The sequence below is a fragment of the Microbacterium sp. zg-Y818 genome (assembly GCF_030246905.1).
Lineage (GTDB): Bacteria > Actinomycetota > Actinomycetes > Actinomycetales > Microbacteriaceae > Microbacterium.
Genome location: NZ_CP126741.1, coordinates 2,617,530 through 2,640,160, shown reverse-complemented (window position 1 = coordinate 2,640,160; position 22,631 = coordinate 2,617,530). Strand labels below are relative to the sequence as shown.

Here is a 22,631-nt window from a genome sequence, read left to right as displayed (position 1 = left end):
TGACGAAATATGACAGAGTGCTCAGCCGTCGGGGCGAACATCGACGACTCCGATGGCACCGTCGGCGGTCCGTGCACCGCGCCGCGGTTCTGCGGCCCCGCTGTCCCACGCGAGGCGTAGCCTGGCGGCATGAAGGACCTGCGCTTCGAGAAACAGGTGGATGCCTCCCGTTGGGCGCTGCTGCGCGGCGATGACCTCGTCAGCGTGCTGGATTACCGCGACGACGGGCGCACGGTCGCGATGACCCGCGCCTACACGGTGCCCACCCACCGCGGCCACGGCTATGCGGCAGAGGTGGTGTCGCGCGCCGTCGCCGAGCTCGAGTCCCGCGGTGACCGCACCGTGATCCCCACCTGCTGGTACGTCGCCGACTGGTTCGAGGGGCATCCCGAGCACCGCGGCATCCTGCGCACCGCCCGCACGGTCTGACGCCGCCGCCCTACGCGGGGCGCGTGCATCCGTCAACCCCGTGCGCCCGGGCCGGGTGGAGGTCAGAGTGGGGACAGCGACGAGAGGAGCGCACCATGACCGACCACGCGGACCAGGAGCTGCCCGAGGGAGTGATCAACGCCGACCCGCCGGGGGGCTGGGAAGGCATCGATGACATCGAGGCGCGGGAACGCAACGCCGATTCGGTGGGATCGCCCGATCTGTCCGATGCGCCCGTGGACGTCGGCGACGTGGAGTCGCCCGCACCGTCCCGAGGAGCCGACCCCGACCTGGGAATTGAGGAATCATGACCGAGCGCGAGAACGAGTTCGACAGCACCGGTGACAATCTGCCCGACAAGGGCGGCGTCGACGAGGCATCCCTCCGTGACACGGCGGCGGACAGCCCCGACGCGGTGGACCCCGCCACGCAGGCCGGCGACGGGCCGGACGGCGTGCCCGCTCCTGTCGACGGCTCCGCGGCCCCCGCGCCCGAGCCGACCCACGCGGCGGTCGGCATCGGCGTGACCGACGACGGCAGCGAGCACTACGGGCAGGACGAGAACCGCGGCACGCTCACCGTCAGCGAGACGCAGCAGGCCGACCTTTCCGGCGAGCAGGAGCAGCGACTCCCGGCGATGGCGCAGAACAACGCGCCCGAGGTCGACAAGGTCGCGGGGATCGTCGCGCAGACGCGCTCGGATGTGTCCATCGAACCGCACGAGCGCATCGTCGAGGTGCTGCGCCAGCGTCTCGAGCAGTCCGGCATCCACCTGCCCGACGAAGAGATCTCAGAGCTGGCGCGTCAGGTCTCGACGGGCTGAACTCCGAGCTCGGCGAGGATCGCACGGGCGGCCGGGGCGGCGTCGCGGATCATCGTCTCGTGTCCGTGCCCGGGGATCTCCACCACGCGCGTGCGCAGGGCGGCCGCGACCCGCGCGCACCACGCGCGGGGGCACACGACATCGTTCTCGCCGCGGATGACGAGCGCCGGGACCGTGACTTTGGGGTAGGACAGCTCCGGGCGGTGCGCGAGCATCGCCCGGGTCTTGCGCCGCAGGCGCGGTCCCGCTCGCACGTACTCGCGGGCGCCGAGAAAGACCACTTTGGGGCTCTCGATGAAGAGATCCAGAGCCAGGCGGCCGAGCTGGGGCAAGGCGCCCCGGGCGGCGGCATCCACCGTCGGGGCGACCAGCACGATGCGGTCGACCAGCGCAGGATGCCGCACGGCGAGCTCCGTGACGACCTGCGTGCCCATCGAGTGTCCGACGGCGACGAGTTCCCGCTCGGCCGGCTCGTGCTGACGCAGGTACGCCGCGACGAGGTCGGCCAGCCGCTCGATCGACGGCACGCGGGGCGGCTCCTCGGCCGCACCGAATCCCGGCAGGTCCAGTGCCAGCACCCGTCCGTGCGGCTCGAGGTGCTCGATGAGATCGCCGAAGGCGCCGCGGCCCATGCCGATGCCGTGCACGAGCAGGAACGTCCGCGCGCCCGCGCCGGTGGCCTCGACCACCAGCTGCGCGCCGTCGTGGGTGAACACGGTCACAGTGCCGTCGGGTTCGTTCGGTGCCGGTTCTTCCACGTTCCGACAGTAGGGGCTGGAAGCACCGGCATCCTGAGCGTACGGTGACCGCATGTGTCGCAACATCCACACCCTGCACAACTTCGAACCAGCCGCCACCGACGACGAGGTTCATGCCGCCGCGCTGCAGTACGTGCGCAAGATCGCCGGCACCACCAACCCGTCCAAGGCGAATCAGCAGGCCTTCGAGCGTGCCGTCGCCGACGTGGAGCACGCGACGCGGCATCTGCTGGCAGACCTGGTCGCGGTGGCGCCGCCGAAGAATCGTGAGGACGAAGCGGCCAAGGCCCGCGCCCGTGCGGAGAAGTCCGGTCGCTATGCGCCGCGCGTGGCCTGACGCCCGCGCCGGCGCGGGGCGCGCGGGCTGTCCAGCCCGATGTGGATGCGGGTGCGCTTTCGCTCCACGGCGATGAAGATCGACCCGACCACCCACAGCGGCACCTGCGTGAGGAAGGCGAGCCGGAAGGCATCCAGCGTGTAGGTCTCGGGAGTGCCCGCTCCCTGCAGGTCCAGGGCGACCCCGATCAGGAACACCGCGATGAGGCCCGCGAGGAACCCGCCGGAGTTGGTGATTCCGGTCGCCGTGCTGAGGCGGTGCGACGGGTTGTGGGTGCGGGCGTGGTCGAAGGCCACCATCGACGCAGGCCCGCCCATCGCCAGGGCGACGGCGAGACCGAGCAGCATCCACAGCGGAGCGGGTCCGGGCTGGGCGATGACGATCAGCCAGGCCACGGCTTGCACCGCGATGGAGGGCAGCACCAGCGCCCGGGAGCGGAGCGTCGGCACCCGGCTCGACAGCGACCCCATGACCGGCCCGATCAGGATGCCGGCCAGCACGTACACGGTCGTCACGAGCGCCGCCTGTCCCTGTGACAGGCCTTCCCCCGCGGTGAGGAAGGGGAAGCCCCACAGCATGACGAACGCAGACCCGGCGAAGGGCGTCGTGAAATGCGACCAGAAGGCGAGGCGCGTGCCCGGATGCGACCAGGCGGCGCGGATGCCGACGCGGTTGTCGACGGCCGACATGACGACCCGGATCGCGCCGGTGTCGGTGTCGACGGTGACGTCGCGGTCGCGGTCGGGCGGGTGGTTGCGGATGACGGCGAACACGAGCACGGCGAACAGCACGCCCAGCCCGGCGACGCTGCCGAAGGCGACGGACCAGGTCGTCGCGTGCAGCAGTGCAGCCAGCGGCACGACGGCCACGATCTGCCCGAGCTGGCCGACGATGCCGGTCACCTGCACCATGACGGGCCCGCGCTGCGAGGGGAACCATGTCGCGATGAGCCGGAGCACGCTGGGGAAGATCGCCGCGTCGCCCGCGCCCAGAAGCATGCGGGCCGCGATCGCGATGCCGACGTTCGGTGAGAACGCCATGACGAGCTGCCCGATGGCCATGAGCAGCATGCCGGCGGTGATGAGGGGACGCGCGCCGTACCGGTCGAGCAGCATGCCCACGGGAATCTGCATGGCCCCGTACACGCCGAGCTGGATGACGGCGAACATCGACAGCGTCGAGGCGTCGACGTCGAAGCGGTGCGCGGTGTCGATCCCCACCGCCGACAGGGACGTGCGGTTGACCACCGAAAGGATGTAGGCGGCGACGCCGACTCCCCAGACCGTCCAGCTGCGCCAGCTGGGGGCGGAGGAGGGGAAGACGGCGGTCACGGCGGAACCAGCCTACGCGGGCGATCCTCCAGGGTGATGTCGGAGGGGCCGATTACCGTGAAGACATGCGAATCCTGCACACCTCCGACTGGCACATCGGGCGGACCTTCCACGGTCACTCCACGCTCGATGCCCTCCGCGGCGTGCTCGACGCGCTGGTGTCGCAGGTGCGGGCGAACGACGTCGACGTGGTGATCGTGGCGGGCGACGTGTTCGACTCGGCCACGCCCGCGGCCGGCTGCTACGCGCTGCTCAGCGACACCCTCGCCGCCCTCGCCGACACCGGGGCAGAGGTCGTCGTCACCAGCGGAAACCACGATTCCGCCGCCCGCCTCGGCTTCCAGTCCGCACTGCTGCGGCCCGGTGTGCACGTCGTCACCGATCCGCAGACCGTGGGAACGCCGATCACGGTGACCGATGAGCACGGGCCGGTGCATATCTACGGCATCCCGTTCCTCGAGCCCGCGCTGCTGCGTCATGCGTGGCCAGGCGTGCGGTGCCAGGCCGACGTGCTCGCACACGCGATGGACCTCGTCCGTGCCGACTTGGCCCACCGCGACGGCGCGCGGTCGGTCGCCGTCGCGCACTGCTTCGCTGCGGGGGTCGAGCCGACGCCCCACCTCGAGCGAGACATCCAGCAGGGCGGGCTCGACGTGGTGCCGCTGTCGACGTTCGACGGGGTGGACTACATGGCCCTGGGCCACATCCACGGGCGGCAGCAGCTGTCGCAGCGCGTGCGGTACGCGGGGGCTCCGCTGCACTACAGCTTCGGCGAGGGTGACAAGCCGCGCGGGTCGTGGCTGGTGGAGCTCGATGCCGGGGGCCTCGCGGCCGTGAGCTGGCTCGACCTGCCCGTGCCTCGGCGCCTGGTCACGCTGGTCGCACCTCTGGAAGAGCTGCTGACCGACGAGCGCTTCGCCGCGTACGAGGGCGACTGGGTGTCTGTGGAGTACACCGACACCCTGCCGCAGCGCGATCCGATGCGCCGGCTGCAGGAGCGCTTCTCCCACTGCGCGTGCGTCGCGCACCGCCCTGCGGACGCGTCGGCCGACGACGGACGCAGCTACGCCCAGCGGGTGCGGTCGGCCCGCAGCGACCGCGAGTTGCTCGACGCCTTCCTCCGCCACGTGCGCGAGGGCGACGGGGCGAGCGACCGCGAGACGGCGCTGATCGACGAACTGCTCGACGACCGCACGCTCGCCGAGGCGGCCACGTGAAGCTGCACCGCCTCGACCTCACCGGGTTCGGTCCTTTCCTCACGACCCAGACGGTCGACTTCGACGCCTTCGAAGGCGACGGCATCTTCCTCATCTCGGGGCGCACCGGCGCGGGCAAGTCGAGCATCCTCGACGGGGTCAGCTTCGCGCTCTACGGCAGCGTGCCGCGCTACGAGTCCGGCGACAAACGCCTGCGCAGCGACCATTGCGCGCCCGAGGACCCGACCCGGGTGCGCCTGGAGTTCACCGTCGGCGACCGCCGGTGGCGGGTCACGCGCGCGCCGGAATACCAGCGGCCGGCACGCCGCGGCGGGGGACTGACGACCGAGCCCACCAGCGCCGAGCTCGAAGAGCAGGTCGACGGGGTATGGATCGGCCGGGCCGCCAAGCCGCGCGATGTGGGGCTCGCGCTCGACGAGATCCTCGGTCTCAACGCCCAGCAGTTCCAGCAGGTCATCCTGCTCGCGCAGAACAAGTTCTCCCGATTTCTCCTCGCCTCCGGCAGCGAGCGTCAGCCGCTGCTGCGCACCCTGTTCGGAACGCGCCGTTACGAGGACTACGTGCGCGCGCTCGGGGAGCGCAGCAAGGCCGCCCAAGCCGCACTCGACACCCTCGGCGAGCATGCCCGCACGCTGCTCGACCTCGCCGAGCGTCTCATCGACGAGCACGGGCTCGGGGGCGAGGGCGACGCTGCGTCCGACCTGGCTGCGCGACGCGACGCGGCGGTGCTCGCCGTGCAGCGCGCCGAGTACCGACTCGACACGCTGACCCGCGCTCGCACCGACGCCGACGCTGCGTTCGTCGACGCCACGACCGCCCATGCCGCCGCCACAGCAATCGCTCGGGCGCACACCGACCTCGCCCAGACGAGGCAGCGGCTCAGTGCTCTCGAGGCGGACGCGGCCGCCGTCGCGGCCGATCGGGCCACGCTGGACCGGGCGCGCGCCGCGGAGGCGGTGCGTTCGACGCTCGAGGCCGCCGACCGGGCCCAGCGGGCGGCGACCGAGGCGGCGGCGTCCGCGGCCACGGCGGAGCATGACTGGCATGCCGCCGTGCCTGACGCCGACGAAGACATCGATCTCGCGGCGTTCGACGAACAACTCACCGGCGACCTCGCGGTGTGGGCCGTCGCCGCCCAGCAGGAGGCGCAGCTGCCGCTGCGCGAGGCCGAACTCGCCGCAGCAGGGGAGCGGGTGACGGAGCTGGTCCAGGAGCTCGCCACACTCGACGCGAACCGCGCGCTGATCCCCGCCGAGCGCACGCGGCTCGAGGACCTTCTCACCGCCGCCCGCGCCGGCGCGGCCGTCGCCGAGGGGGCGCGCCTCCAGCGCGATGACCTCGCCGCCCGCGCCACCGCTGCCGCCGAAGCCGAGACCCTCGCCGTCGCCCTGCGTGAGCGGGAGACCGCCCACGCTGCGGCATCCAAAGCGTCCGCCCAGGCCGGCGCCGCGGTGGCCGAGCTGCTGCAACGGCGGCTCGACGGATACGCCGGCGAGCTCGCCGCCGCCCTCGTCGAGGGCGAAGCCTGCGCGGTCTGCGGCTCGACGTCGCATCCTCATCCTGCCGAACGCGGCGCGCAGCCGGTGACCGACGAGCTGGTCGCGGCGGCCGAGGCCGATCGCGACGCCGCCCTCGCCGAAGAGCGCGCGGCCGCAGACGCCGTCCACGCAGCGCGCACGGCGCACGCCGATGCCGCCGCCCGCGCCGGTGGCGAGAGCGGAGAAGAGCTGCAGTCCCGGCTGACCGCCGCGGAAGAGGCGGTCAGCGCGGCGACCGCGGCCGAGCAGCTCGCGCAGCAGCTCGAGGCCCAGCACCGAGAGCTTGTGGAGCTCGAGGCCGCGACGCAGGCGGCGCGCGACGAGCTCGCCGCCGACCTGAACGCCGCACGAGAGGCGGTCGCCGCCCTCGAGGCGACCCTGGTCGACCTCCGCGCGGCGGTGGCCGACGCGCGGGGCACCTATGCCACCGTGACCGAGCGGGTGTCCGCTGCCCGTCTGCAACGCGACGCCGCGCGCGCCTGCCACGCCGCGCGAGCCGCGGCAGAGCGGGCCGAGCAGCACTGCGCCGCAGCCGTCCTTGAGCGGGACACGCGCCTCGCGGCATCCGCCTTCGCCGACGCGGCCGAGGCGACGGCGGCCCTCCGCGACGAGCGCGCGGTGACGGCGCTGGCCGAACGGGTCGCAACGCACGACACCGATCTCGCCGCCACGCGTCAGCGCACCCTCGAGCTCGAGCTCGAACTCGCCGGAACGCCTGACGAGCCCGTGGACCTCGATGCGGCGGCATCCGTCGTCGCGACGGCAGACGCCGCCCGCTCGGCGGCGATCGCGGCCCAGCGCGACGCCCAGAACGTCGCCGACCGCCTGCGCGAGCTCGTCATCCAGACCGACGAGGCCTACGCGGCGGTCGCGGATCATGCCCACGAGGCCGAAGCCGTGCGCAGGCTGGCAGACACCGTCGCCGGCCGGGCACCGAACACCATGAAGATGGACCTCGAGACGTTCGTCCTCGCAGCCGAGCTCGAGGAGATCGTCGCGGCGGCGAACGTGCGGCTGGCCGAGATGTCGGCCGGCCGCTACACGCTGCACCACTCCGACGCGCGCGCGGCCCGTGGGGCCGCCTCGGGCCTCGGCATCGAGGTGCTCGACGCCCACACCGGGCAGTCGCGGCCGCCGCAGTCGCTGTCCGGCGGCGAGACCTTCCTCGCGTCGCTGGCGCTCGCGCTGGGCCTGGCCGAGGTGGTGACCGCGCGGGCGGGCGGCATGCGTCTGGACACCCTGTTCATCGACGAGGGATTCGGCTCCCTCGACGCCGACACGCTCGAACTGGCCATGCGCACGCTCGACGAGCTGCGCGCCGGTGGCCGAACCGTCGGCGTCATCAGCCACGTCGAGGCGATGAAAGAACAGCTGCCCGCACAGCTGCTCGTCGAGGCCACGCCGCGGGGGCCGAGCATCATCCGGCAAGACGTGGTCTCTCACGCCTCGTAAGCTGGCCTCATGGACAAGAGCAGCACGATCTGGACAGTCATCGGCATCATCGTCGCGGTGGTGATCGCCTGGGTGCTGGTGAGCGTGCTCGGCAGCGTGCTGATGTTCGCGATCAAGCTGGCCATCGTCGCCGTGGTCGCCATCATCGTGTTCTTCGCGATGCGGGCGATGTTCGCCCGCTCCCGCCGGCACTGAGAACCCGCTCGTGACCGGCTCCGTCGATCCCGAGAAGAACCGGCCGTCGCCGGCGCGCGTCGGCGTCTGGCTCGTGGTCAGCGCCGTCGGGCTGTACATGCTGGCATCCGGAATCATCGGCATCGTCTCCGGCGGCTGAGGCGGCACCAGCCGCGCAGGCGCGGGGTATTCACGGCTGAGGCCGTGGCCCCGATGCACGGCGTGGGCGAAGATGGGGAGACCGGCTTCTGCCGGGGAGAGGTGCGACATGGAATCCGTCCCACTCGAAACGCCTGAAGGCATCACCGCTCGACTCGGGTGGGACCCGAGCACGAGCGTGCACGACCGCCGACGCATCCTCACCCGCGAGATCGTCGCGGGCCTCGAGAAATGCGAACCGTATGAGATCCGCGTCGAGCGCGAGCCGCCTCGCGGCTACGGCTATCACACGCGGCTCATCGCCTCACGCGACGGCGAGAGCCTGCCGTACGCGGTGAAGACGGCGAGTTACCGGTCGGCGACGGTCGTCGCGGTGACCGATCCCGACATGCCCCTGGGCCTCGACGTGCGCGACATGCACCCCGACGCCACCGACGTCCACATGATGCAGAAGCACTCGCACCTGCTAGACGAGAACAACATCCCCGACCTCCTCGACCACTGGACCCGCGTGCAGGCGGTGCTCGAGGCCGACGGGCGCGGGGTGCGCGTGGCCGCAGAGCGCGTGCGCCTGGACTCGACCCGCCGCAGGGGCTGGCTCCCCGATCGCAAGCTGGGCTACCACCTGGTCGACCTATCGCGCGACGGCTGGATCATCACCATCGCCTACGGGTCCCTGCGCGTCTGAGCGCCTGCCCGGGTCCGTGGCGGGCGGGTAGCGCCCGTCGGGCGGTGCGCCTGGCGGTGGTCGCCTCGCCCTGGTCGCCTGGCGGTGGTCGCCTGGCGGTGGTCGCCTGGCCCTGCGCGCGGCCGTGTTCGCCTGGCCGTGTTCGCCGGGCCGTGCGCGCCTGGCGGTGTTCGCCGTTGCGCTGGCGGGCGTCGGCGGCGCTCGCACGGCGGGTGCACTCGCGTGCCCGAACGCTCGCCCGTCCCAGATGACGGTTTCCCGCCCCGTGAAGCGACGATTCGCGACAGGTGAGCGGATGCCGGGCGGTCGGGGCCGAGTGGTGCGCACGCCCTGTGGTCCCGCCCTGTGGGCGCGCGTCCGCCCCGGCATCCCGACCCGAGTGCTCGCCTGTCGCGGATGACGGTTTCCTGCCCAGTGGAGCGACGATTCGCGACAGGTGAGTGCGCGGCGGCGGTCGGCACCGTGTGTGATGCCGGTTTCCCGCCCTGGTAAGCGGCAATCTGCGACAGGGGAGCGGATGCTGCGCGGCAGCGACACGCCAGCGGATCAGCCGGCGCACCCCGGGACCTATGCGTCCGAGAGCGCCGCGTCGAGCTCGGCCAGCCAGGCGCGGGCGTTGCCGTCGCTGGGAGCCCGCCAGTCGCCGCGCGGCGACAGCGATCCGGCTGCTGCGACCTTCGGGCCGTTCGGGATCGCGGAGCGCTTGAACTGCGCGAACCCGAAGTAGCGCTGCAGGAACACCCGCAGCCACCGCACGATCGTCTCTCGGTCGTAGCCGTACCGCTCGTCGTCGGGGAACCCGGCCGGCCAGGTGCCGGCATCCGGATCCGCCCACGCGTGCTCTGCGAGGAAGGCGATCTTCGACGGCCGGAACCCGTAGCGCAGCACGTACGCCAGCGTGAAGTCGTGCAGGGCGTAAGGCCCGATGGTGTCCTCTGTGGACTGCACCTTGCCGTCTTCGCCCGCGGGCACGAGTTCGGGACTGATCTCGGTGTCGAGCACCGAGATCAGGACCGACACCGCCTCGTCGGACAGGCGGGTGGCGGCATCGTCGGCGGCCCCGCCACTGCCGGGCCGGTGGGCGATCACCCAGCGGATGATGTGCTGGATCAGGGTCTTCGGAACTCCGACGTTGACCGCGTAATGGCTCATGTGGTCGCCGACCCCGTAGGTCGCCCAGCCCAGCGCCAGCTCGGACAGGTCGGACGTGCCGATCACGATGCCGTTCTCGCGGTTGGCGATGCGGAAGAGGAAGTCGGTGCGGATGCCGGCCTGCACGTTCTCGAACGTCACGTCGTACACCGGCTCGCCCGAGGCATACGGGTGCCCGATCCCCTTGAGCAGCTCGTTGGCGGCCGGGCGGATGTCGATCGTCTGGATGCTGGCGCCGATCGCCTCTGCCAGCGCGATCGCGTTGGACTTCGTGTGCTCGCTCGTGGCGAAGCCGGGCATCGTGTAAGCCAGGATGTCGCTGCGCGGGCGGCCCATGCGGTCCATGGCCCGCGCGACGACCAGCAGGGCGTGGGTGGAGTCAAGGCCTCCGCTCACGCCGATCACCGGCCGCGGCCCGCCGATCGCGCGCATGCGCTGCTCGAGTCCCGAGACCTGGATGTTGAACGCCTCGTAGCAGTCCTGGTCGAGCCGGGCCGGGTCATCCGGCACGAAGGGGAAGCGGTCCAGCGGCCGGCGCAGCCCGACGTCGGTCGCCGGCGGGTCGAGGAAGAGCTCGACCGTGAGGAACTCGCCGCCGTCGGCGATGCGGTTGTCGTCGAAGGTGCCCTGCCGCAGGCGCTCCTGTCGCAGACGGTCGAGGTCGACGTCGACAACAGTCCGCCGAGGGCCTTCGGGGAAGCGCTCGGTCTCGCCGAGCAGCGCCCCCGCCTCGTAGATCATGGTCTGCCCATCCCACGACACGTCGTTGGTGGACTCGCCCATGCCGGCGGCCGCGTAGGCGTACGCGGCGAGGCACCGCAGTGACTGCGACTGGCAGAGGATCTTGCGGTCATCGGCACGGCCGATCGTGATGGGACTTCCCGAGAGGTTGGCCAGCACCGTGGCGCCGGCCAGGGCCGCCCGTGACGACGGCGGGATGGGGACCCAGACGTCCTCGCACACCTCGGCGTGCAGTACGAGGCCCGGCACGTCGCGCACGTCGAACAGCAGGTTGTTGCCGAACACGGTCTCGAGCTGACCGACCCGGATGGAATCTCCCGCCCACGGCTCACCCGGCGCGTACCAGCGCCGCTCGTAGAACTCCCGATAGGTCGGCAGGTAGGACTTCGGCGCGACGCCCACCAACTCGCCGCGGTGGATCACGACCGCGCAGTTGTAGAGCCGATTGCGGTGCCGCAGCGGGGCACCGACGACGAGCACGGGGAAGAGGTCGACGGATGCCGCGACGAGGCGCTCGATCGCCTGCTCGACGGCATCCAGCACGGCGTCCTGCATCACGAGGTCCTCGATCGAGTACCCGGTGAGGCACAGCTCCGGGAAGAGCGCGACGGCCACGGATTCGTCATGGCATTCGCGCCACGACTGAAGCACCGCCTCGGCGTTGGTGGCCGGGTCGGCGACGGCCAGCGGGACCGTGCACGCAGCGATGCGCGCGAAGCCGTGCCGGTAGATGCTCTCGAAGGGGAGGCTCATGGTTCCAGTCTGGCAGTGGACCGGGGCGCCCGAGGGAGGGGTTGCATCTGCTTTCCGAGGCGCACATACTTTCCAGATGGAAACCGAAGGTGCCCTCCACCCGCCGACTCCTGACCAGGCGGCGGACCAGCTTGCGCGCGTCGCCGACACCCGGCGGCGGATGCAGGCCGACCCGAGCCGGCGTGCACTGGCGCTGTACGCGGCCTGGAGCTCCGTGGCCTTCGCGGCGTACCTGCTCGTCTTCCTTCTGGCATGGCCGCCGTCCGACGGGGTCTTCTCTCCAGGGCTCGCCCTCATGCCCCTGTTGCTGTTCACCGCCCTCGCGCAGGGCGCCGTCGCGGGGCGGGGAGCCCGGTTCCGCCCCGGCCGCACCGAATGGCTGATCATGACCGCGGCGGTCGTGATCGTCTTCGCCTCGATCACGATGGGTCTGGTCATCGATCTTCCGCTGTATGCGCGGGTCGGCCTTCCGCTGCTGATCCTGGTCGTGCAGGGGGCGCCCGCACTCGCGGTGCTGCGGCGCACCGCGTCCGCGACCGCCGAGGAGTCGCGCGCGCCGCTGACCGCGGGAGCGCGCGTGACGACCACGGTGATCGCGTTGCTCTCGGCAGCGACGATCATTGCGTCGCCGTGGCCCGTCGTCTCCGGGATTGCGGCGCTGGTCGCGTTTCTGCTGCTGCTGGTCGCCTTGTGGGCGGAAAGCCTGCCCTGGGGCCTTGCGCCCACCGGCGCGCAGTGGGGGCCGTGGCAGTGGGGGGCCTTCGCCGTCGTCGCCGCCCTTCAATCGGCGACGTTGCTGCTGATAGCCCACACGGTGTGGTTCGGCGTCGCCGCGTCTGTGCCGATGGGAGTCGCGGCGGCGGTCGTCATGGCCGTCGCAGTGTGGCGGCCCGGCGCCGCCGGACAGTCCGCCCGCTGATGCCGCACCCCCGTCACGGACTGGATGCCGCCTTCCAGACACCGCTCCGACTGTCGCTCATGGCGGCGCTCGGCCGTGAGGAGCTGGACTTCGGCGCGCTGCGGGAGGCACTGGAGACGTCGGACTCGCAGCTGAGCAAGGCGATCGCCGCGCTCGAACAGGCCGGGTACGTCGCCGTGCGCAAAGGACACCTGGGCAGCCGTCCGCGCACCTGGGTCGCCGCGACGCTGCGAGGACGTCGCGCTTTCGAGCGGCATCTTGCGGCGCTGGCGGAGATCGGGCGGGGCTACTCCGCTTCCTGACGGGTGTTCCCGACCCCTCGACGGCCGCTGTCAGACCCCGCGGCTAGGGTCGAAGGCGGAAGGGAAACATGCGATACATCGAGGACGAAGCCCGAATCGTCTGGAGCGCGAGCGACCTGAAAGCGGCCGCGGAGTGCGAGTTCGCGTGGCTGCGCGCCATCGACGCCAAGCTCGGCCGCGTGCCGGCGGTCGAGGACCCGGACGACCCCACGCTCGAACGCGCAGGGCGCCTGGGCATGGCCCACGAGCACCGCGTCCTCGACGAGTACCGGGCGGCCCACCCAGGCCGTGTCGTGGAGATCCCCGAGGCGCGGTCGACCGATGCCGCCGCGCTCGCGGAGGCGGTGGCCCAAACGCAGGCGGCGCTGCGGTCCGACGCCGCCGTCATCTACCAGGCAGCCTTCGCCACATCCGACTTCGTGGGCTTCGCCGACTTCCTGGTGCGCGACGCGTCGGGCCCCGGAAAAACCGGCGGCTGGGTGGTGCAGGACACCAAGCTCGCCCGGCACGCGCGGGTGACGGCGCTCATGCAGCTGGCCGCGTACGTCGTGCAGCTCGACGCACTCGGCGTCGCGCGCGCCGATCACGTCGAGCTGCTGCTCGGCGACGGAACGACCTCGCGGCACGCGGTGAGGGACCTCCTGCCGACCTTCCGCCTGCGCCGAGCGCGGCTGCTGGCGCTGATCGCCGACCGCGACGTCGCGTCCGGGGCAGCCGGCTCCCCGATCGCGTGGGGAGACCCACGGGGCGAGCTCGGCGTCATCGCGTGCGGCCGGTGCGCGACGTGCGACCTCGAGGTCATCGCCCAGCGTGACCTGCTGCTCGTCGCGGGCATGCGCCCCGTGCAGCGGGACCGGCTGCGTGCCGCCGGCATCCTGACGATCGACGACCTCGCGGCCGCGCACGAGGCCCCGCCGCGCATGGCGTGGGACACCTTCGCAGGGCTCCGCACGCAGGCGCGACTTCAGCTCGACAGCCCGGCCGGGGTTCCGGCGTCCGCTGCGGTCGCTGCGGCGGCGGAAACCCCCGTCGCCGAGGGGGAGGTTGCCCAGGTTGGCGAGGTGCCCGTCCCCGTGCCCACCTACGAGGTGGTGTTCCCACAGGCGCTCGGCGCCCTGCCGCTGCCTGACGCCGGCGACCTGTTCTTCGACTTCGAAGGCGACCCGCTGTACACCGAAGGCCCCGCGACGACCTGGGGCATCGACTACCTGTTCGGCTGGGTCGACGTGCGCGAGCAGTACAGCGCGCTGTGGGCGCACAGCTTCGCCGAGGAGCGGGTGGCGTTCGAGCGGTTCCTCGATCTCATCGCGCTGCGCCGCCAGGAGCGCCCCGGCATGCACATCTACCACTACGCCCCCTACGAGCCGACGCATCTGCTGCAGATGGCAGCGCGCTACGGCGTGCGCGAGGGTGATGTCGACCGACTCCTGCGCGACGGCGTCTTCGTCGACCTCTACCCGATCGTGCGGCGCGCGCTGCGCGTCGGATCCCGTTCCTACTCCATCAAGAAGCTGGAGCCGCTGTACATGGGCGGCGAGGTGCGCACCAGCGACGTCCAGCGCGGCGACGACTCCATCGTGAAGTACGTGCAGGCCCGTGCCCACGCCGCCGACGGCGACGCCGCGGCATCCGAAGCCATCTTCGCCGACCTCGCCGACTACAACCGTTACGACTGCGTCTCGACGCGGCGCCTGCGTGACTGGCTCGTCGAGCGGGCCAAAGATGCCGGCATGCGCCCATCCGTCGAGCCCGATCCTGTCGACGCCGGCTACGAGCCGTCGCCGCGCGCCGAGGCGCTCGGCCGGCTCGCCGATGGCGAGTCCGAGGTCGACGCGCAGGCGCTGCGGCTGGCGGCCGCGGCCATCGACTACTACCCGCGTGAGCGCAAGACGTTCTGGGCCACGCACTTTTTGCGGCTGCGCGAGCCGGTGTCGACGTGGGCCGACAGCCGCGACGTCGTTGTGTTCGACGCCGCGCGCTCCCGCGTCGTGCAGGACTGGCACCGGCCCGAGGGCGGCAGGGTCGACCGGCGGCTGGTCGAGCTGCGCGGAGAACTCGCCCCCGGCACCCGCCTCAAGGAGGGCGGCCGTCCCTTCGTGATCTACGAGCGCCCCGCACCGTTCCCAGTCGACGCAGGGCCGCGCGCCCTGCATGCGGCACGATCGGCCCAGATCGTCGAGGTGCTCGACGACGGCGTCGTGGTCAGCGAGACACCGGTCGACGGCTTCATGTGGTCCGAGCTGCCCGTCGCGCTGACCCCCGAAGGTCCGCCCGCAGCGGGCAGTCAGCAGGGGGCCATCGACGAGTGGGCGGATGCCGTCATCGCCGCGCATCCGTCGCTGCCGGCGGACCCTGCCACCGATCTGCTCCGCAGGGTTCCGCCGCGCACCCGTTCGGGCGCCCTCGCGCGGGGGACGGGCGACCGCGTCTCGGACATCACCGCATCGATTGCGGACCTCGACCACAGCTACCTGGCCGTGCAGGGTCCTCCCGGAACGGGAAAGACCTACGTCGGGTCCCACGTCATCGCCCGGCTCGTTGCGGAGCGCGGCTTCCGGGTCGGAGTCGTCGCCCAGTCGCACGCGGTCGTGGAGAACATGCTTGACAAGGTGGTGGCAGCGGGAGTGCCGAAGGCTCAGGTCGCCAAGGCGCTGAAGGACGCGCCCACCGGCGAGGAATCCTTCACCGTCATCGCGAAGAACGGCGTCGCAGCCTTCACGGGCGACCAGGCGGCGGGCTACGTCATCGGCGGGACGGCGTGGGACTTCTGCCACCCGACCCGCGTCCCGCGCCACAGCCTCGACCTGCTGGTCATCGACGAGGCGGGTCAGTTCTCGCTGGCATCCACGATCGCCGTCTCGGTCGCAGCCACCCGGTTGCTGCTGCTGGGCGACCCGCAGCAGCTGCCGCAGGTGAGTCAGGGGACCCATCCGGAACCCGTGGACACGTCCGCGCTCGGCTGGGTGATGGACGGTACCGAGGTGATCGACGAGACGCACGGATACTTCCTCGCGCAGACCTGGCGCATGCACCCTGCCGTCGCCGAGCCGGTGTCGCAGCTGGCGTACGCCGGCGAGCTGGCCTCCCACCCGTCGGCGGCGCAGCGCCTGGTGACCGGCATCGAGCCGGGCGTGCATCCGGTGGCCGTGCGCCACCACGGCAACGCCACGCAGTCGCCTGAGGAGGCGGCCGAAGTCGTGCGGATCGTCCGCGATGTGGTCGGGCGGTCGTGGACCGACGGAGCAGGTGCGCCGCCGCGTGCCCTCACCGCGCGCGACATCATCGTCGTGACGCCCTACAACGCCCAGCAGGTGGTGGTGGAAGAGGCGCTCGCCGCGGCCGGCTTCGCCGAAGTGCCGGTGGGCACGGTCGACCGGTTCCAGGGGCAGGAGGCGGCGATCGCGATCGTGTCGCTGGCGGCATCCAGTGGACGGGACGCGCCCCGGGGGCTCGAGTTCCTGCTGCTGCAGAACCGGCTGAACGTCGCGATCTCGCGTGCGAAGTACGCCGCGTACGTGGTCTATGCGCCCGGTGTGCTCGACGACCTGCCCCGCACGCCCGAGGGCGTCGCGCGGCTGAGCGCGTTCGCCCGGCTCGTCGGGGCCTGACCCGGCAGCGTCGCCCGCGCCGTCGCGCTGCCGCGCACCCGCGGGGCGCACCCCACCGCGCCCGCTCCGGCGCCGCTGTGTGGCCTGGCCGTCGCGCTAACTCCTCAAGAATCGCGTCCCCGCGGTGTTCCGCGCCAGCAGGGCCCGGATTCGGTGCGGGTTTGAGGAGTTACGGCACCCGCCGCCGCCGACCGCCCACCGGGAGTTGGCGCACGCCGCGGGCGCGCGAAGAACAGCGCCCCGAAGCGCAGCGGTCAGACGGTGCCGTACAGGCGGTCGCCGGCATCGCCGAGTCCGGGCACGATGTACCCCTTCTCGTCGAGTCGCTCGTCGAGGGCACCCAGCACCAGCGTCACGTCGCGATCGCCGACCTGCCGCTCGATGGCGGCGACACCCTCGGGGGCGCCGAGAATGCAGATGGCAGTCACGTCCTGCGCGCCGCGGGCGAAGAGGAAGTCGATCGCTGCGCCCAGCGAGCCGCCGGTGGCGAGCATCGGGTCCAGCACGAAGCACTGCCGATCGCTGAGGTCGTCGGGCAGACGCTCGGCGTAGGTTGCGGGCTGCAGGGTCACCTCGTCGCGCAGCATGCCGAGAAAGCCAACCTCGGCCGTCGGCATGAGCTTGACCATGCCCTCGAGCATGCCGAGGCCGGCTCGCAGGATCGGCACGACGAGCGGGCGCGGCTCGCTGAGCTTCACGCCGGTCGTCTCGGTGACAGGCGTGCGGATGGAGACGGGCTCGACGTGCACGTTGCGGGTCGCCTCGTAGGCGAGCAGGGTGACGAGTTCTTCCACCAACTGCCGGAACATCGGCGACGGTGTGCGCTCATCCCGCAACACCGTGAGCTTGTGAGTGATGAGGGGGTGGTTGGCCACATGGACACGCATGGGACCAGCCTACGCGGTGGACTCCGTCGGCACCGGCGCCACCGCCCAGGCGGCGTTCAGGATGATGTTGTCGGCCAGCAGACGCACCTGCTCGAGCTGCTCGATGTGCGGGGTCGAGAAGCTCACGAGGCACAACCCGCGGCCGTCGGGGAAGGCGAGCCAGTAGTCAACGACGCCCAGCGGCCGCCCGGCGAGTTCGGCAGGGCCCATGCGCCGTGTGGTGTGTCGCAGGAAGTGCGTGCCGGCCGTCTCCGCTGCGTGCAGCTGGTCGTGCTCGCCCAGGCCCGCCTGCAGACGCGCGCCCACGGCATCCAGGTGCTCCTGCGCCGTCGAAGGTCCCAGCGGCTGCCAGTACTGCGTGACAGACAGCGCCGCCGCCGCGTCGTGGGTGCGGCGGGTCAAGAAGGCGAGCAGTCGGCCGCCTCCGGCCGCCGCCGTCCTCGCCGTCTGCTGGAGCCAGGCGGTGATCTGCCCCCGCAGCACGGGCGCCGACGGCAAGCCCTGCAGCTGCGCCGTGACGAGTCCGCCGACGTCGCGCTGGATGTGCTCCGGGGCGGTGAGGTCGATCTGCGCCCAGTCCTCGCCGAGGAACAGGTCGAAGCCGGTGACGGTCTCACCGGGGCGCAGGCCATGCTCGGTCGCCTCGCCTGTTATCCACTGGACCTCGTCGTCGTCGGGACGAGGTTCCAGCGACGCCCGGACGTCCTCGGGTGTGGCCTGCACCGGGTGGGGTCCTGCGGCATCGAACACGACGCGCCGCAGCAGCGGCAGGTAGGCGTCGAGCAGCGGAAGCAGCGCTGTGCCGGCCTGCAGGGCGAACTCCCGCTCGGAGGCGTCGCCGAGGAACGCGGCATACGTCCGCGTCGACGAGAACAGGTGCAGTTCCCACTTGCGCTCTCCCTCGGGGTCGGATGCCGCGATGACACGGGTCTGCGTCTGGCCGTCGGGTCCGCGTGTGAGCGGCACGACGACATAGTCCGCGCGCAGCGCGCGGCCGATGCCGGCGACGTCGACGGCCGCGAGAGCCTGGGCTAGCCGCTCGGATCCGACGTCGTCGGCTGCGGCGATCGGCATGGTCTCCGGCTGCTCGTCGCTCACGGCATCCTCCTCATGGTCGCGCTCAGCCTACCGAGGGCGGTTCGGCGACGAGGGTGAGCTGCGCGGGGATGCTGCGCAGCACCCGAGCCGGCACCCCGGCCGTGGGCAGGGCGGTGGCGGTCGTCACGGGAGCGGCCCCTTCGCGCAGCCGCGCCGCCAGCTGCGGATCGACCTGCAGTGCGAGCCCCGACGGCACCCCGCCGCCGGACAGCACCGTGACGGTCGCCGGGTCGCCGTGGCCGACGCCGTCCTGAACCATCACGCTCATCGCATCGCCGGGGGAGCCCGGTGTGATGCCAGCCCACGCGGTCGCGCGCGTGCGGGCAGGCCGCGACGGCGTGCGCCCCGGGGTGAGCATGCGCCGTCCGGCTTCGAGGTCGTCCGTGACGGTGAGCTCTCCGCCGCCGCTGAGTCGGGGGTCGCGCGAGCCGTCGGGCAGGTCGGCCGTGGCATCGCCATCGATGTGGAAGCGCCGCACCAGCGCCCACGGGTGGTCGTCTCTGCCCCACGTCGCCGTGCTCGCCAGCCACGCGAATCGTCCGTCCGGGAACGCCGCGAACGCATGGAACGCGGGATCGCCCCCGAGGGGAGCGGTCGTGGCCACGACGAGTCCACCGGGGTGCCGCGGATCGTCGAACGTCGTCACCGAGAACGGGAACGGCAGATCGCGAACGCGCATCAGCGCACCGTGAAGACGAGGTTGTCGACGATGTCGACGCCCTTGCCGGGGTCGCCGAAGCGTCCGGGGAAGATGTACTCGGCTGCGCCGCCGGGGTTGCCGTCGAGGGGAAGAGCGTGGCGCACGAGCCGGTTGGCGTCGGGGTCGGTGACGCGGGCGATGAGCAGGTTGTCGGCGGCGTTGACCGAGGGGAGCCCGAGCGATTCACGCACGTGCGTGAACTGCCAGGGGGGCGTGGGTGAGTACGATGCCCCCCACGCGTGCGCGGCGTCGTCGAACGCCACACCCGGCGGTCGTCCATAGACGCGGTAGACGTCGTCGCCGACCGACGGGGTGGGCAGGGGCGCGCGCCACAGCCGCTCCGACTCCGACATCGCCGACGGGCGCAGTCGCATGGCGTCGCGTACGGTGAGCAGGTTGTCGGCGCCGGCGAAACCGGGCTGCAGCCGAGCGGCGGCGTTGATGCGGTTGGCCGATGCCAGGTTGCCCAGCAGCCGCGCCGCAGCCCCCAGTCCCACCACAGACAGGGCCGCGCCGATGATGCTGACGACCGCCTCGCCCCAGCCCCGCTCCCCGGTGGATGCCAGCACGATGTTGCCGATCGCATTGACGACCGCCGCGATGCCGGCCACGAGCAGCAGGGCGGCGGCGAGGGCCTGGCCGACGACGGGGATCCACGACACGGCCAGTGCGAGGATGCCGGCCACGGCCGAGACCCAGCCGGCGACGTCGGTGATGACGGCGAGCATGTCGGCTCCCCAGTTGTCCCACCACGAGTCTTTGAGACCATCCCCGCTGGTGGTGTCCTCGATCCGGTCGCGGGCCTCCTGCGCTGCGGCGTCGCGGAACCGTCGCGCGTCCAGCACGTCGTCGCGGGCGCCGGCGATGCGCGCCCGCGCGCCTTCACCTTCCGCGCCTTGACCCTCCGCGAGCCGCGTGTAACGCAGCGCCTCCTGCTGGTCCTCCGCCGCGTCGGCCAGCCGCAGGTAACGGCTGCGGTCGCCCCTCGCGGCGTCGGCCTCCGACTGCGCGACATCAGCGCGCGCGAGCGCTTGGTCCGCTTGTGACTGCGCCTGCTCGAGCGCGCCTGCGTAGGCGATGAGGGCGTTGCCCGTCGCGCGGTAGCGCGCCTCGGCCTTGGCGATGTCATCGGAGACGGTGCGGGCCGAGTCGGCGAGGGCGGAGACAGCCTGCGATTCGGTGCCGTCCAGCTGCAGGGAGCGAAGGCCCTGCACGGTGCGGTCGATCGCGCGTGCGACGTCGAGGTACTGCTCGCCCCCGTAGCGGACGTACGCGGGGTCGCCCGGTACCGGATCCTCACCGAGGCCTACGGGCGACCAGTCGCGGGGTCTCATGCCGGCCCTCCCGCAAGCGCGGGGGTGAGCGGCGTGGCGGGCGTCGCCGCTGCCGCGTCCTCGATGGCCGACGCCAGTTCGACGTCGGTCTCGGCGAAGACATCGGCGATGGCGGTGGTGGCTTCCCCGAGCCCGCGGACCGATTCGAGCATGTCCTCGCGGGTGTCGTCCCAGGAATGCGCGAAGGAGCGCACCGCGTCGGCGAGGCCGTCGTGTCCTGTCGCCTCGGCGATGCGGTCGCTGCGCACGTTGGCCGATTCGAATTCCCGGGCTATGCGCCCGAGGTCTGTTCCCACCGCTCGCACCTGTTCGAGGTCGATCTTCAGATCCGGCATCCGTTCCCCTCCCGCCGTGAGCGAGTCTAGGGCGGCGGCCGGTGGTGAGCCGATGGGGAGAAGTCCCCAGTCTGCGCGGGCCGGGCAATAGCCTGTTGCGTGTGAACCTGCCTGCTCGAGCCACCGACCTGGCGGCGATGGATCGCGCCCTCGCTCTGGCCGCCGAGGCCGCCGAGCACGGCGACATCCCGGTCGGGGCGGTCGTGACGGATGCCGCCGGCAACATCATCGGCGAGGGACGCAACCTGCGTGAGGCCACGCTCGACCCGTTCGCACATGCCGAGGTCGTCGCCCTGCGGGCCGCGGCGGCGTCGCTCGGCGCGTGGAACCTGTCGCGCTGCACGCTGGTGGTCACGCTGGAGCCGTGTCTGATGTGCGCGGGCGCCATTGTCCAGTCGCACCTGGACCGGCTGGTGTTCGGCGCGTGGGACGACAAAGCGGGGGCGGCCGGTTCGATGTACGACGTCGTCCGCGACCGGCGGCTGCCGCACCGGGCGGAGGTGGTGGCCGGCGTGCGTGAGCACGAGGCATCCGCCTTGCTGCGAGCCTTTTTCAACGCGCGCCGCGAGCCTTGATCCAGCGCTGATCCCGGCCGCCGAATACTCACTCGGCACGGCGAGTACTCACTCGGCCCAGCGAATACTCACTCGGCGCCGCGAGTACTCACTCGGCACCGCGGGGAGGGTCAGTCCGACGAGGCGATGACGATCGCCTCGGTCGGCGGGGCGGGGTCGGCACGCCGACCGATGTATCCGATCGCGGCCAGCAGCGCCTGGCGGAACTCCGCCGGACGCTCGAGGTGAGGACTGTGGCCCACTCCTTCGAGGGCGACCTCGACGACATCGCCTCCTGCATCGGCGTACGCGCCGAGCACGTCACGGGTCTGGGTCACCATCTCCTGCGGCGGGGCGACGTCGGCGCCGGGCCAGCCCGGAACGATGCCCAGCTGCCCGAGGTTGTTGTAGTCCGCGAACGAGGCATCCGACACGATCGCATCGGCGGTGCCGTGCACCCACAGGATCGGCGGCTTGCGGTCGAGGCGGACGATGCCGGAGACGTCGAAGTAGCGCGGGGCCAAGGCGTTGAGCACCCCCGTCGTTCCGGGAGCGAAGCCCGGCCAGTTGTCGCTGTGCGCGCTGTCGCCCGGGTAGTTCCCCGACGCGGTGGAGGTGGTCAGCATCGACTCGACCCAGAGATCCTCGTGCGTGGTGCGGTAGCCGGGGGCGACGTACGACGCCCGGAAGACACTGCGCGGCGAGGTCGATGCCTCGTCGCTGCTGTCGCGGTCGTTCAGACGCTGCACGAAGTCGGGGTTGGCGGCGCCCGCGCCGCACCCCGCGTCGTCGTCGGTCAGCCGGCTCCCGTCGCGGCGCGTGCCGCCGAAGCCGTAGGGCGAGATCGGCGCCTCCAGCGTCAGCGAGAGCGCGCGGTGGTCCAGCGCGTACTGCATGACCACCCCTGCGCCGAGCGACCAGCCGACCAGGTGGGTCGGTCCGAGCCCCAGGGCTTCGAGCGTGGCGTGCAGGTCGTCGCTGAAGTCCCGCACGCCCCGGGTCGCGTCGACGGGCGCGTGGTCGGTGCCGCCGAAGCCGCGCAGGTCCACGGCGATGGGCCGCAGCTCGCGCGGGAGGTCCTGCATGATCTCCTGCCAGAACAGGCTGGATGCCACGTTGCCGTGCACGAACACGATGGTGCGGTCGGCCGGTGTGTCGGGGCTGTCGCCGGTGCGTTCGAGAATGTTGACGGACAGCCGCGGCGTCTCGATGAGCCGCGCCGAGATGCCGTCGAGGAGGGTCTGCATGGTGCGTCCTGCGTCCTTCGTCTGCTCGGTGGCAGCGGCCTGCGGGGCCGCGCCCGTCTTCGTCACTATAGCCGCGCCGCGGTCGTCCGCCGACG

At 72.0% G+C, this 22,631-nt stretch carries 22 protein-coding genes; 13 read left to right on the top strand and 9 right to left on the bottom strand.

Features of this window, described 5'->3' with window-relative positions; all coding sequences use genetic code 11:
- The first annotated feature begins 129 nt into the window (after positions 1 to 129).
- From QNO21_RS12500 to QNO21_RS12490, 3 genes are all read left to right on the top strand, one after another.
- Positions 130 to 429 carry a GNAT family N-acetyltransferase gene (locus tag QNO21_RS12500; protein ID WP_257516621.1) on the top strand — a complete coding sequence of 100 codons (300 nt, stop codon included), beginning with the start codon at positions 130 to 132 and terminating at the stop codon, positions 427 to 429.
- Positions 430 to 524: 95 nt separating this feature from the next.
- Positions 525 to 740: a hypothetical protein gene (locus tag QNO21_RS12495; protein WP_257516622.1), complete on the top strand. Its 216-nt coding sequence runs from the start codon at positions 525 to 527 to the stop codon at positions 738 to 740.
- A complete protein-coding gene (locus QNO21_RS12490) occupies positions 737 to 1,252 on the top strand; it encodes a hypothetical protein (RefSeq protein ID WP_257518173.1) in 516 nt (171 codons plus the stop codon). The genes QNO21_RS12495 and QNO21_RS12490 overlap by 4 nt, the downstream gene beginning before the upstream one ends.
- Here QNO21_RS12490 and QNO21_RS12485 read toward each other — a convergent pair.
- Positions 1,234 to 2,010, bottom strand: coding sequence for an alpha/beta fold hydrolase (locus QNO21_RS12485; RefSeq protein WP_257518172.1), 777 nt, complete (start codon positions 2,008 to 2,010; stop codon positions 1,234 to 1,236). The genes QNO21_RS12490 and QNO21_RS12485 overlap by 19 nt on opposite strands.
- Before the next feature lie 52 nt (positions 2,011 to 2,062).
- Between QNO21_RS12485 and QNO21_RS12480 the strand changes: the two genes are divergently transcribed.
- The gene (locus tag QNO21_RS12480) at positions 2,063 to 2,347 is read left to right on the top strand and encodes a DUF2277 domain-containing protein (protein ID WP_257516388.1); all 285 of its coding nucleotides are present in this window, start codon (positions 2,063 to 2,065) and stop codon (positions 2,345 to 2,347) included.
- On the opposite strand, the gene QNO21_RS12475 is transcribed toward QNO21_RS12480, so the two are convergent.
- Complete coding sequence (locus QNO21_RS12475; RefSeq protein WP_257518171.1) at positions 2,326 to 3,678, bottom strand: MFS transporter; 1,353 nt, start codon at positions 3,676 to 3,678, stop codon at positions 2,326 to 2,328. The two genes, QNO21_RS12480 and QNO21_RS12475, sit on opposite strands and share 22 nt — an antisense overlap.
- 65 nt (positions 3,679 to 3,743) lie before the next feature.
- Here QNO21_RS12475 and QNO21_RS12470 point away from each other — a divergent pair, with 65 nt between their 5' ends.
- The 5 genes from QNO21_RS12470 to QNO21_RS12450 all read left to right on the top strand — a co-directional run bounded on the left by QNO21_RS12470 (position 3,744) and on the right by QNO21_RS12450 (position 8,906).
- Positions 3,744 to 4,895, top strand: coding sequence for an exonuclease SbcCD subunit D (locus QNO21_RS12470; protein WP_257518170.1), 1,152 nt, complete (start codon positions 3,744 to 3,746; stop codon positions 4,893 to 4,895).
- Entirely contained in the window at positions 4,892 to 7,885 is a 2,994-nt protein-coding gene (locus QNO21_RS12465) for an AAA family ATPase (protein ID WP_257518169.1), read from the top strand. Before QNO21_RS12470 ends, QNO21_RS12465 begins: the two co-directional genes overlap by 4 nt.
- A 9-nt stretch (positions 7,886 to 7,894) precedes the next feature.
- Positions 7,895 to 8,080: a hypothetical protein gene (locus QNO21_RS12460; protein WP_257517319.1), complete on the top strand. Its 186-nt coding sequence runs from the start codon at positions 7,895 to 7,897 to the stop codon at positions 8,078 to 8,080.
- Positions 8,081 to 8,090: 10 nt separating this feature from the next.
- Entirely contained in the window at positions 8,091 to 8,219 is a 129-nt protein-coding gene (locus QNO21_RS12455) for a hypothetical protein (protein ID WP_257517320.1), read from the top strand.
- 108 nt (positions 8,220 to 8,327) lie between these two features.
- Positions 8,328 to 8,906: a hypothetical protein gene (locus QNO21_RS12450; RefSeq protein ID WP_257518168.1), complete on the top strand. Its 579-nt coding sequence runs from the start codon at positions 8,328 to 8,330 to the stop codon at positions 8,904 to 8,906.
- Between the two features lie 567 nt (positions 8,907 to 9,473).
- Here QNO21_RS12450 and QNO21_RS12445 read toward each other — a convergent pair.
- Positions 9,474 to 11,552 carry an NAD(+) synthase gene (locus QNO21_RS12445; RefSeq protein ID WP_257518167.1) on the bottom strand — a complete coding sequence of 693 codons (2,079 nt, stop codon included), beginning with the start codon at positions 11,550 to 11,552 and terminating at the stop codon, positions 9,474 to 9,476.
- Between the two features lie 76 nt (positions 11,553 to 11,628).
- Here QNO21_RS12445 and QNO21_RS12440 point away from each other — a divergent pair, with 76 nt between their 5' ends.
- The 3 genes from QNO21_RS12440 (at position 11,629) to QNO21_RS12430 (ending at position 16,381) form a co-directional block, all read left to right on the top strand.
- Positions 11,629 to 12,471, top strand: a complete 843-nt coding sequence (locus tag QNO21_RS12440) for a hypothetical protein (protein ID WP_257518166.1) — start codon at positions 11,629 to 11,631, stop codon at positions 12,469 to 12,471.
- The gene (locus QNO21_RS12435) at positions 12,471 to 12,773 is read left to right on the top strand and encodes a transcriptional regulator (RefSeq protein WP_257518165.1); all 303 of its coding nucleotides are present in this window, start codon (positions 12,471 to 12,473) and stop codon (positions 12,771 to 12,773) included. Before QNO21_RS12440 ends, QNO21_RS12435 begins: the two co-directional genes overlap by 1 nt.
- A 68-nt stretch (positions 12,774 to 12,841) precedes the next feature.
- The gene (locus QNO21_RS12430) at positions 12,842 to 16,381 is read left to right on the top strand and encodes a TM0106 family RecB-like putative nuclease (RefSeq protein ID WP_257518164.1); all 3,540 of its coding nucleotides are present in this window, start codon (positions 12,842 to 12,844) and stop codon (positions 16,379 to 16,381) included.
- A 254-nt stretch (positions 16,382 to 16,635) separates the two neighbouring features.
- Here the strand turns inward: QNO21_RS12430 and upp are convergent, their stop codons facing one another.
- Genes upp through QNO21_RS12405 form a run of 5 tightly spaced genes read right to left on the bottom strand, consistent with a single transcriptional unit; the run spans position 16,636 to position 20,735 of the window.
- Positions 16,636 to 17,268: a uracil phosphoribosyltransferase gene (upp, locus tag QNO21_RS12425; protein WP_257514392.1), complete on the bottom strand. Its 633-nt coding sequence runs from the start codon at positions 17,266 to 17,268 to the stop codon at positions 16,636 to 16,638.
- 9 nt (positions 17,269 to 17,277) lie between these two features.
- Positions 17,278 to 18,366: a hypothetical protein gene (locus QNO21_RS12420; RefSeq protein WP_257518163.1), complete on the bottom strand. Its 1,089-nt coding sequence runs from the start codon at positions 18,364 to 18,366 to the stop codon at positions 17,278 to 17,280.
- A gap of 22 nt (positions 18,367 to 18,388) precedes the next feature.
- Complete coding sequence (locus tag QNO21_RS12415; protein WP_257518162.1) at positions 18,389 to 19,045, bottom strand: hypothetical protein; 657 nt, start codon at positions 19,043 to 19,045, stop codon at positions 18,389 to 18,391.
- On the bottom strand, positions 19,045 to 20,400 hold the full coding sequence (locus tag QNO21_RS12410) for a putative T7SS-secreted protein (protein WP_257518161.1): 1,356 nt from the start codon (positions 20,398 to 20,400) through the stop codon (positions 19,045 to 19,047). Before QNO21_RS12410 ends, QNO21_RS12415 begins: the two co-directional genes overlap by 1 nt.
- Positions 20,397 to 20,735, bottom strand: coding sequence for a hypothetical protein (locus QNO21_RS12405; protein ID WP_257514396.1), 339 nt, complete (start codon positions 20,733 to 20,735; stop codon positions 20,397 to 20,399). Before QNO21_RS12405 ends, QNO21_RS12410 begins: the two co-directional genes overlap by 4 nt.
- Before the next feature lie 137 nt (positions 20,736 to 20,872).
- Here QNO21_RS12405 and QNO21_RS12400 point away from each other — a divergent pair, with 137 nt between their 5' ends.
- Positions 20,873 to 21,310, top strand: a complete 438-nt coding sequence (locus QNO21_RS12400) for a nucleoside deaminase (protein WP_257514406.1) — start codon at positions 20,873 to 20,875, stop codon at positions 21,308 to 21,310.
- Between the two features lie 110 nt (positions 21,311 to 21,420).
- On the opposite strand, the gene QNO21_RS12395 is transcribed toward QNO21_RS12400, so the two are convergent.
- A complete protein-coding gene (locus QNO21_RS12395; protein ID WP_257518392.1) occupies positions 21,421 to 22,536 on the bottom strand; it encodes an alpha/beta fold hydrolase in 1,116 nt (371 codons plus the stop codon).
- Between the last annotated feature and the right edge of the window lie 95 nt (positions 22,537 to 22,631).

Excerpts from the sequence above, each read along its gene's own strand:
- QNO21_RS12405 (WP_257514396.1), bottom strand. The coding sequence starts at position 20,735 with ATGCCGGATCTGAAGATCGACCTCGAACAGGTGCGAGCGGTGGGAACA.
- QNO21_RS12480 (WP_257516388.1), top strand. The coding sequence starts at position 2,063 with ATGTGTCGCAACATCCACACCCTGCACAACTTCGAACCAGCCGCCACC.
- QNO21_RS12395 (WP_257518392.1), bottom strand. The coding sequence starts at position 22,536 with ATGCAGACCCTCCTCGACGGCATCTCGGCGCGGCTCATCGAGACGCCG.
- QNO21_RS12500 (WP_257516621.1), top strand. The coding sequence starts at position 130 with ATGAAGGACCTGCGCTTCGAGAAACAGGTGGATGCCTCCCGTTGGGCG.
- QNO21_RS12435 (WP_257518165.1), top strand. The coding sequence starts at position 12,471 with ATGCCGCACCCCCGTCACGGACTGGATGCCGCCTTCCAGACACCGCTC.
- QNO21_RS12430 (WP_257518164.1), top strand. The coding sequence starts at position 12,842 with ATGCGATACATCGAGGACGAAGCCCGAATCGTCTGGAGCGCGAGCGAC.
- QNO21_RS12470 (WP_257518170.1), top strand. The coding sequence starts at position 3,744 with ATGCGAATCCTGCACACCTCCGACTGGCACATCGGGCGGACCTTCCAC.
- QNO21_RS12495 (WP_257516622.1), top strand. The coding sequence starts at position 525 with ATGACCGACCACGCGGACCAGGAGCTGCCCGAGGGAGTGATCAACGCC.
- QNO21_RS12490 (WP_257518173.1), top strand. The coding sequence starts at position 737 with ATGACCGAGCGCGAGAACGAGTTCGACAGCACCGGTGACAATCTGCCC.
- QNO21_RS12445 (WP_257518167.1), bottom strand. The coding sequence starts at position 11,552 with ATGAGCCTCCCCTTCGAGAGCATCTACCGGCACGGCTTCGCGCGCATC.
- QNO21_RS12415 (WP_257518162.1), bottom strand. The coding sequence starts at position 19,045 with ATGCGCGTTCGCGATCTGCCGTTCCCGTTCTCGGTGACGACGTTCGAC.
- QNO21_RS12440 (WP_257518166.1), top strand. The coding sequence starts at position 11,629 with ATGGAAACCGAAGGTGCCCTCCACCCGCCGACTCCTGACCAGGCGGCG.
- QNO21_RS12410 (WP_257518161.1), bottom strand. The coding sequence starts at position 20,400 with ATGAGACCCCGCGACTGGTCGCCCGTAGGCCTCGGTGAGGATCCGGTA.
- QNO21_RS12460 (WP_257517319.1), top strand. The coding sequence starts at position 7,895 with ATGGACAAGAGCAGCACGATCTGGACAGTCATCGGCATCATCGTCGCG.
- upp (WP_257514392.1), bottom strand. The coding sequence starts at position 17,268 with ATGCGTGTCCATGTGGCCAACCACCCCCTCATCACTCACAAGCTCACG.
- QNO21_RS12450 (WP_257518168.1), top strand. The coding sequence starts at position 8,328 with ATGGAATCCGTCCCACTCGAAACGCCTGAAGGCATCACCGCTCGACTC.
- QNO21_RS12400 (WP_257514406.1), top strand. The coding sequence starts at position 20,873 with ATGGATCGCGCCCTCGCTCTGGCCGCCGAGGCCGCCGAGCACGGCGAC.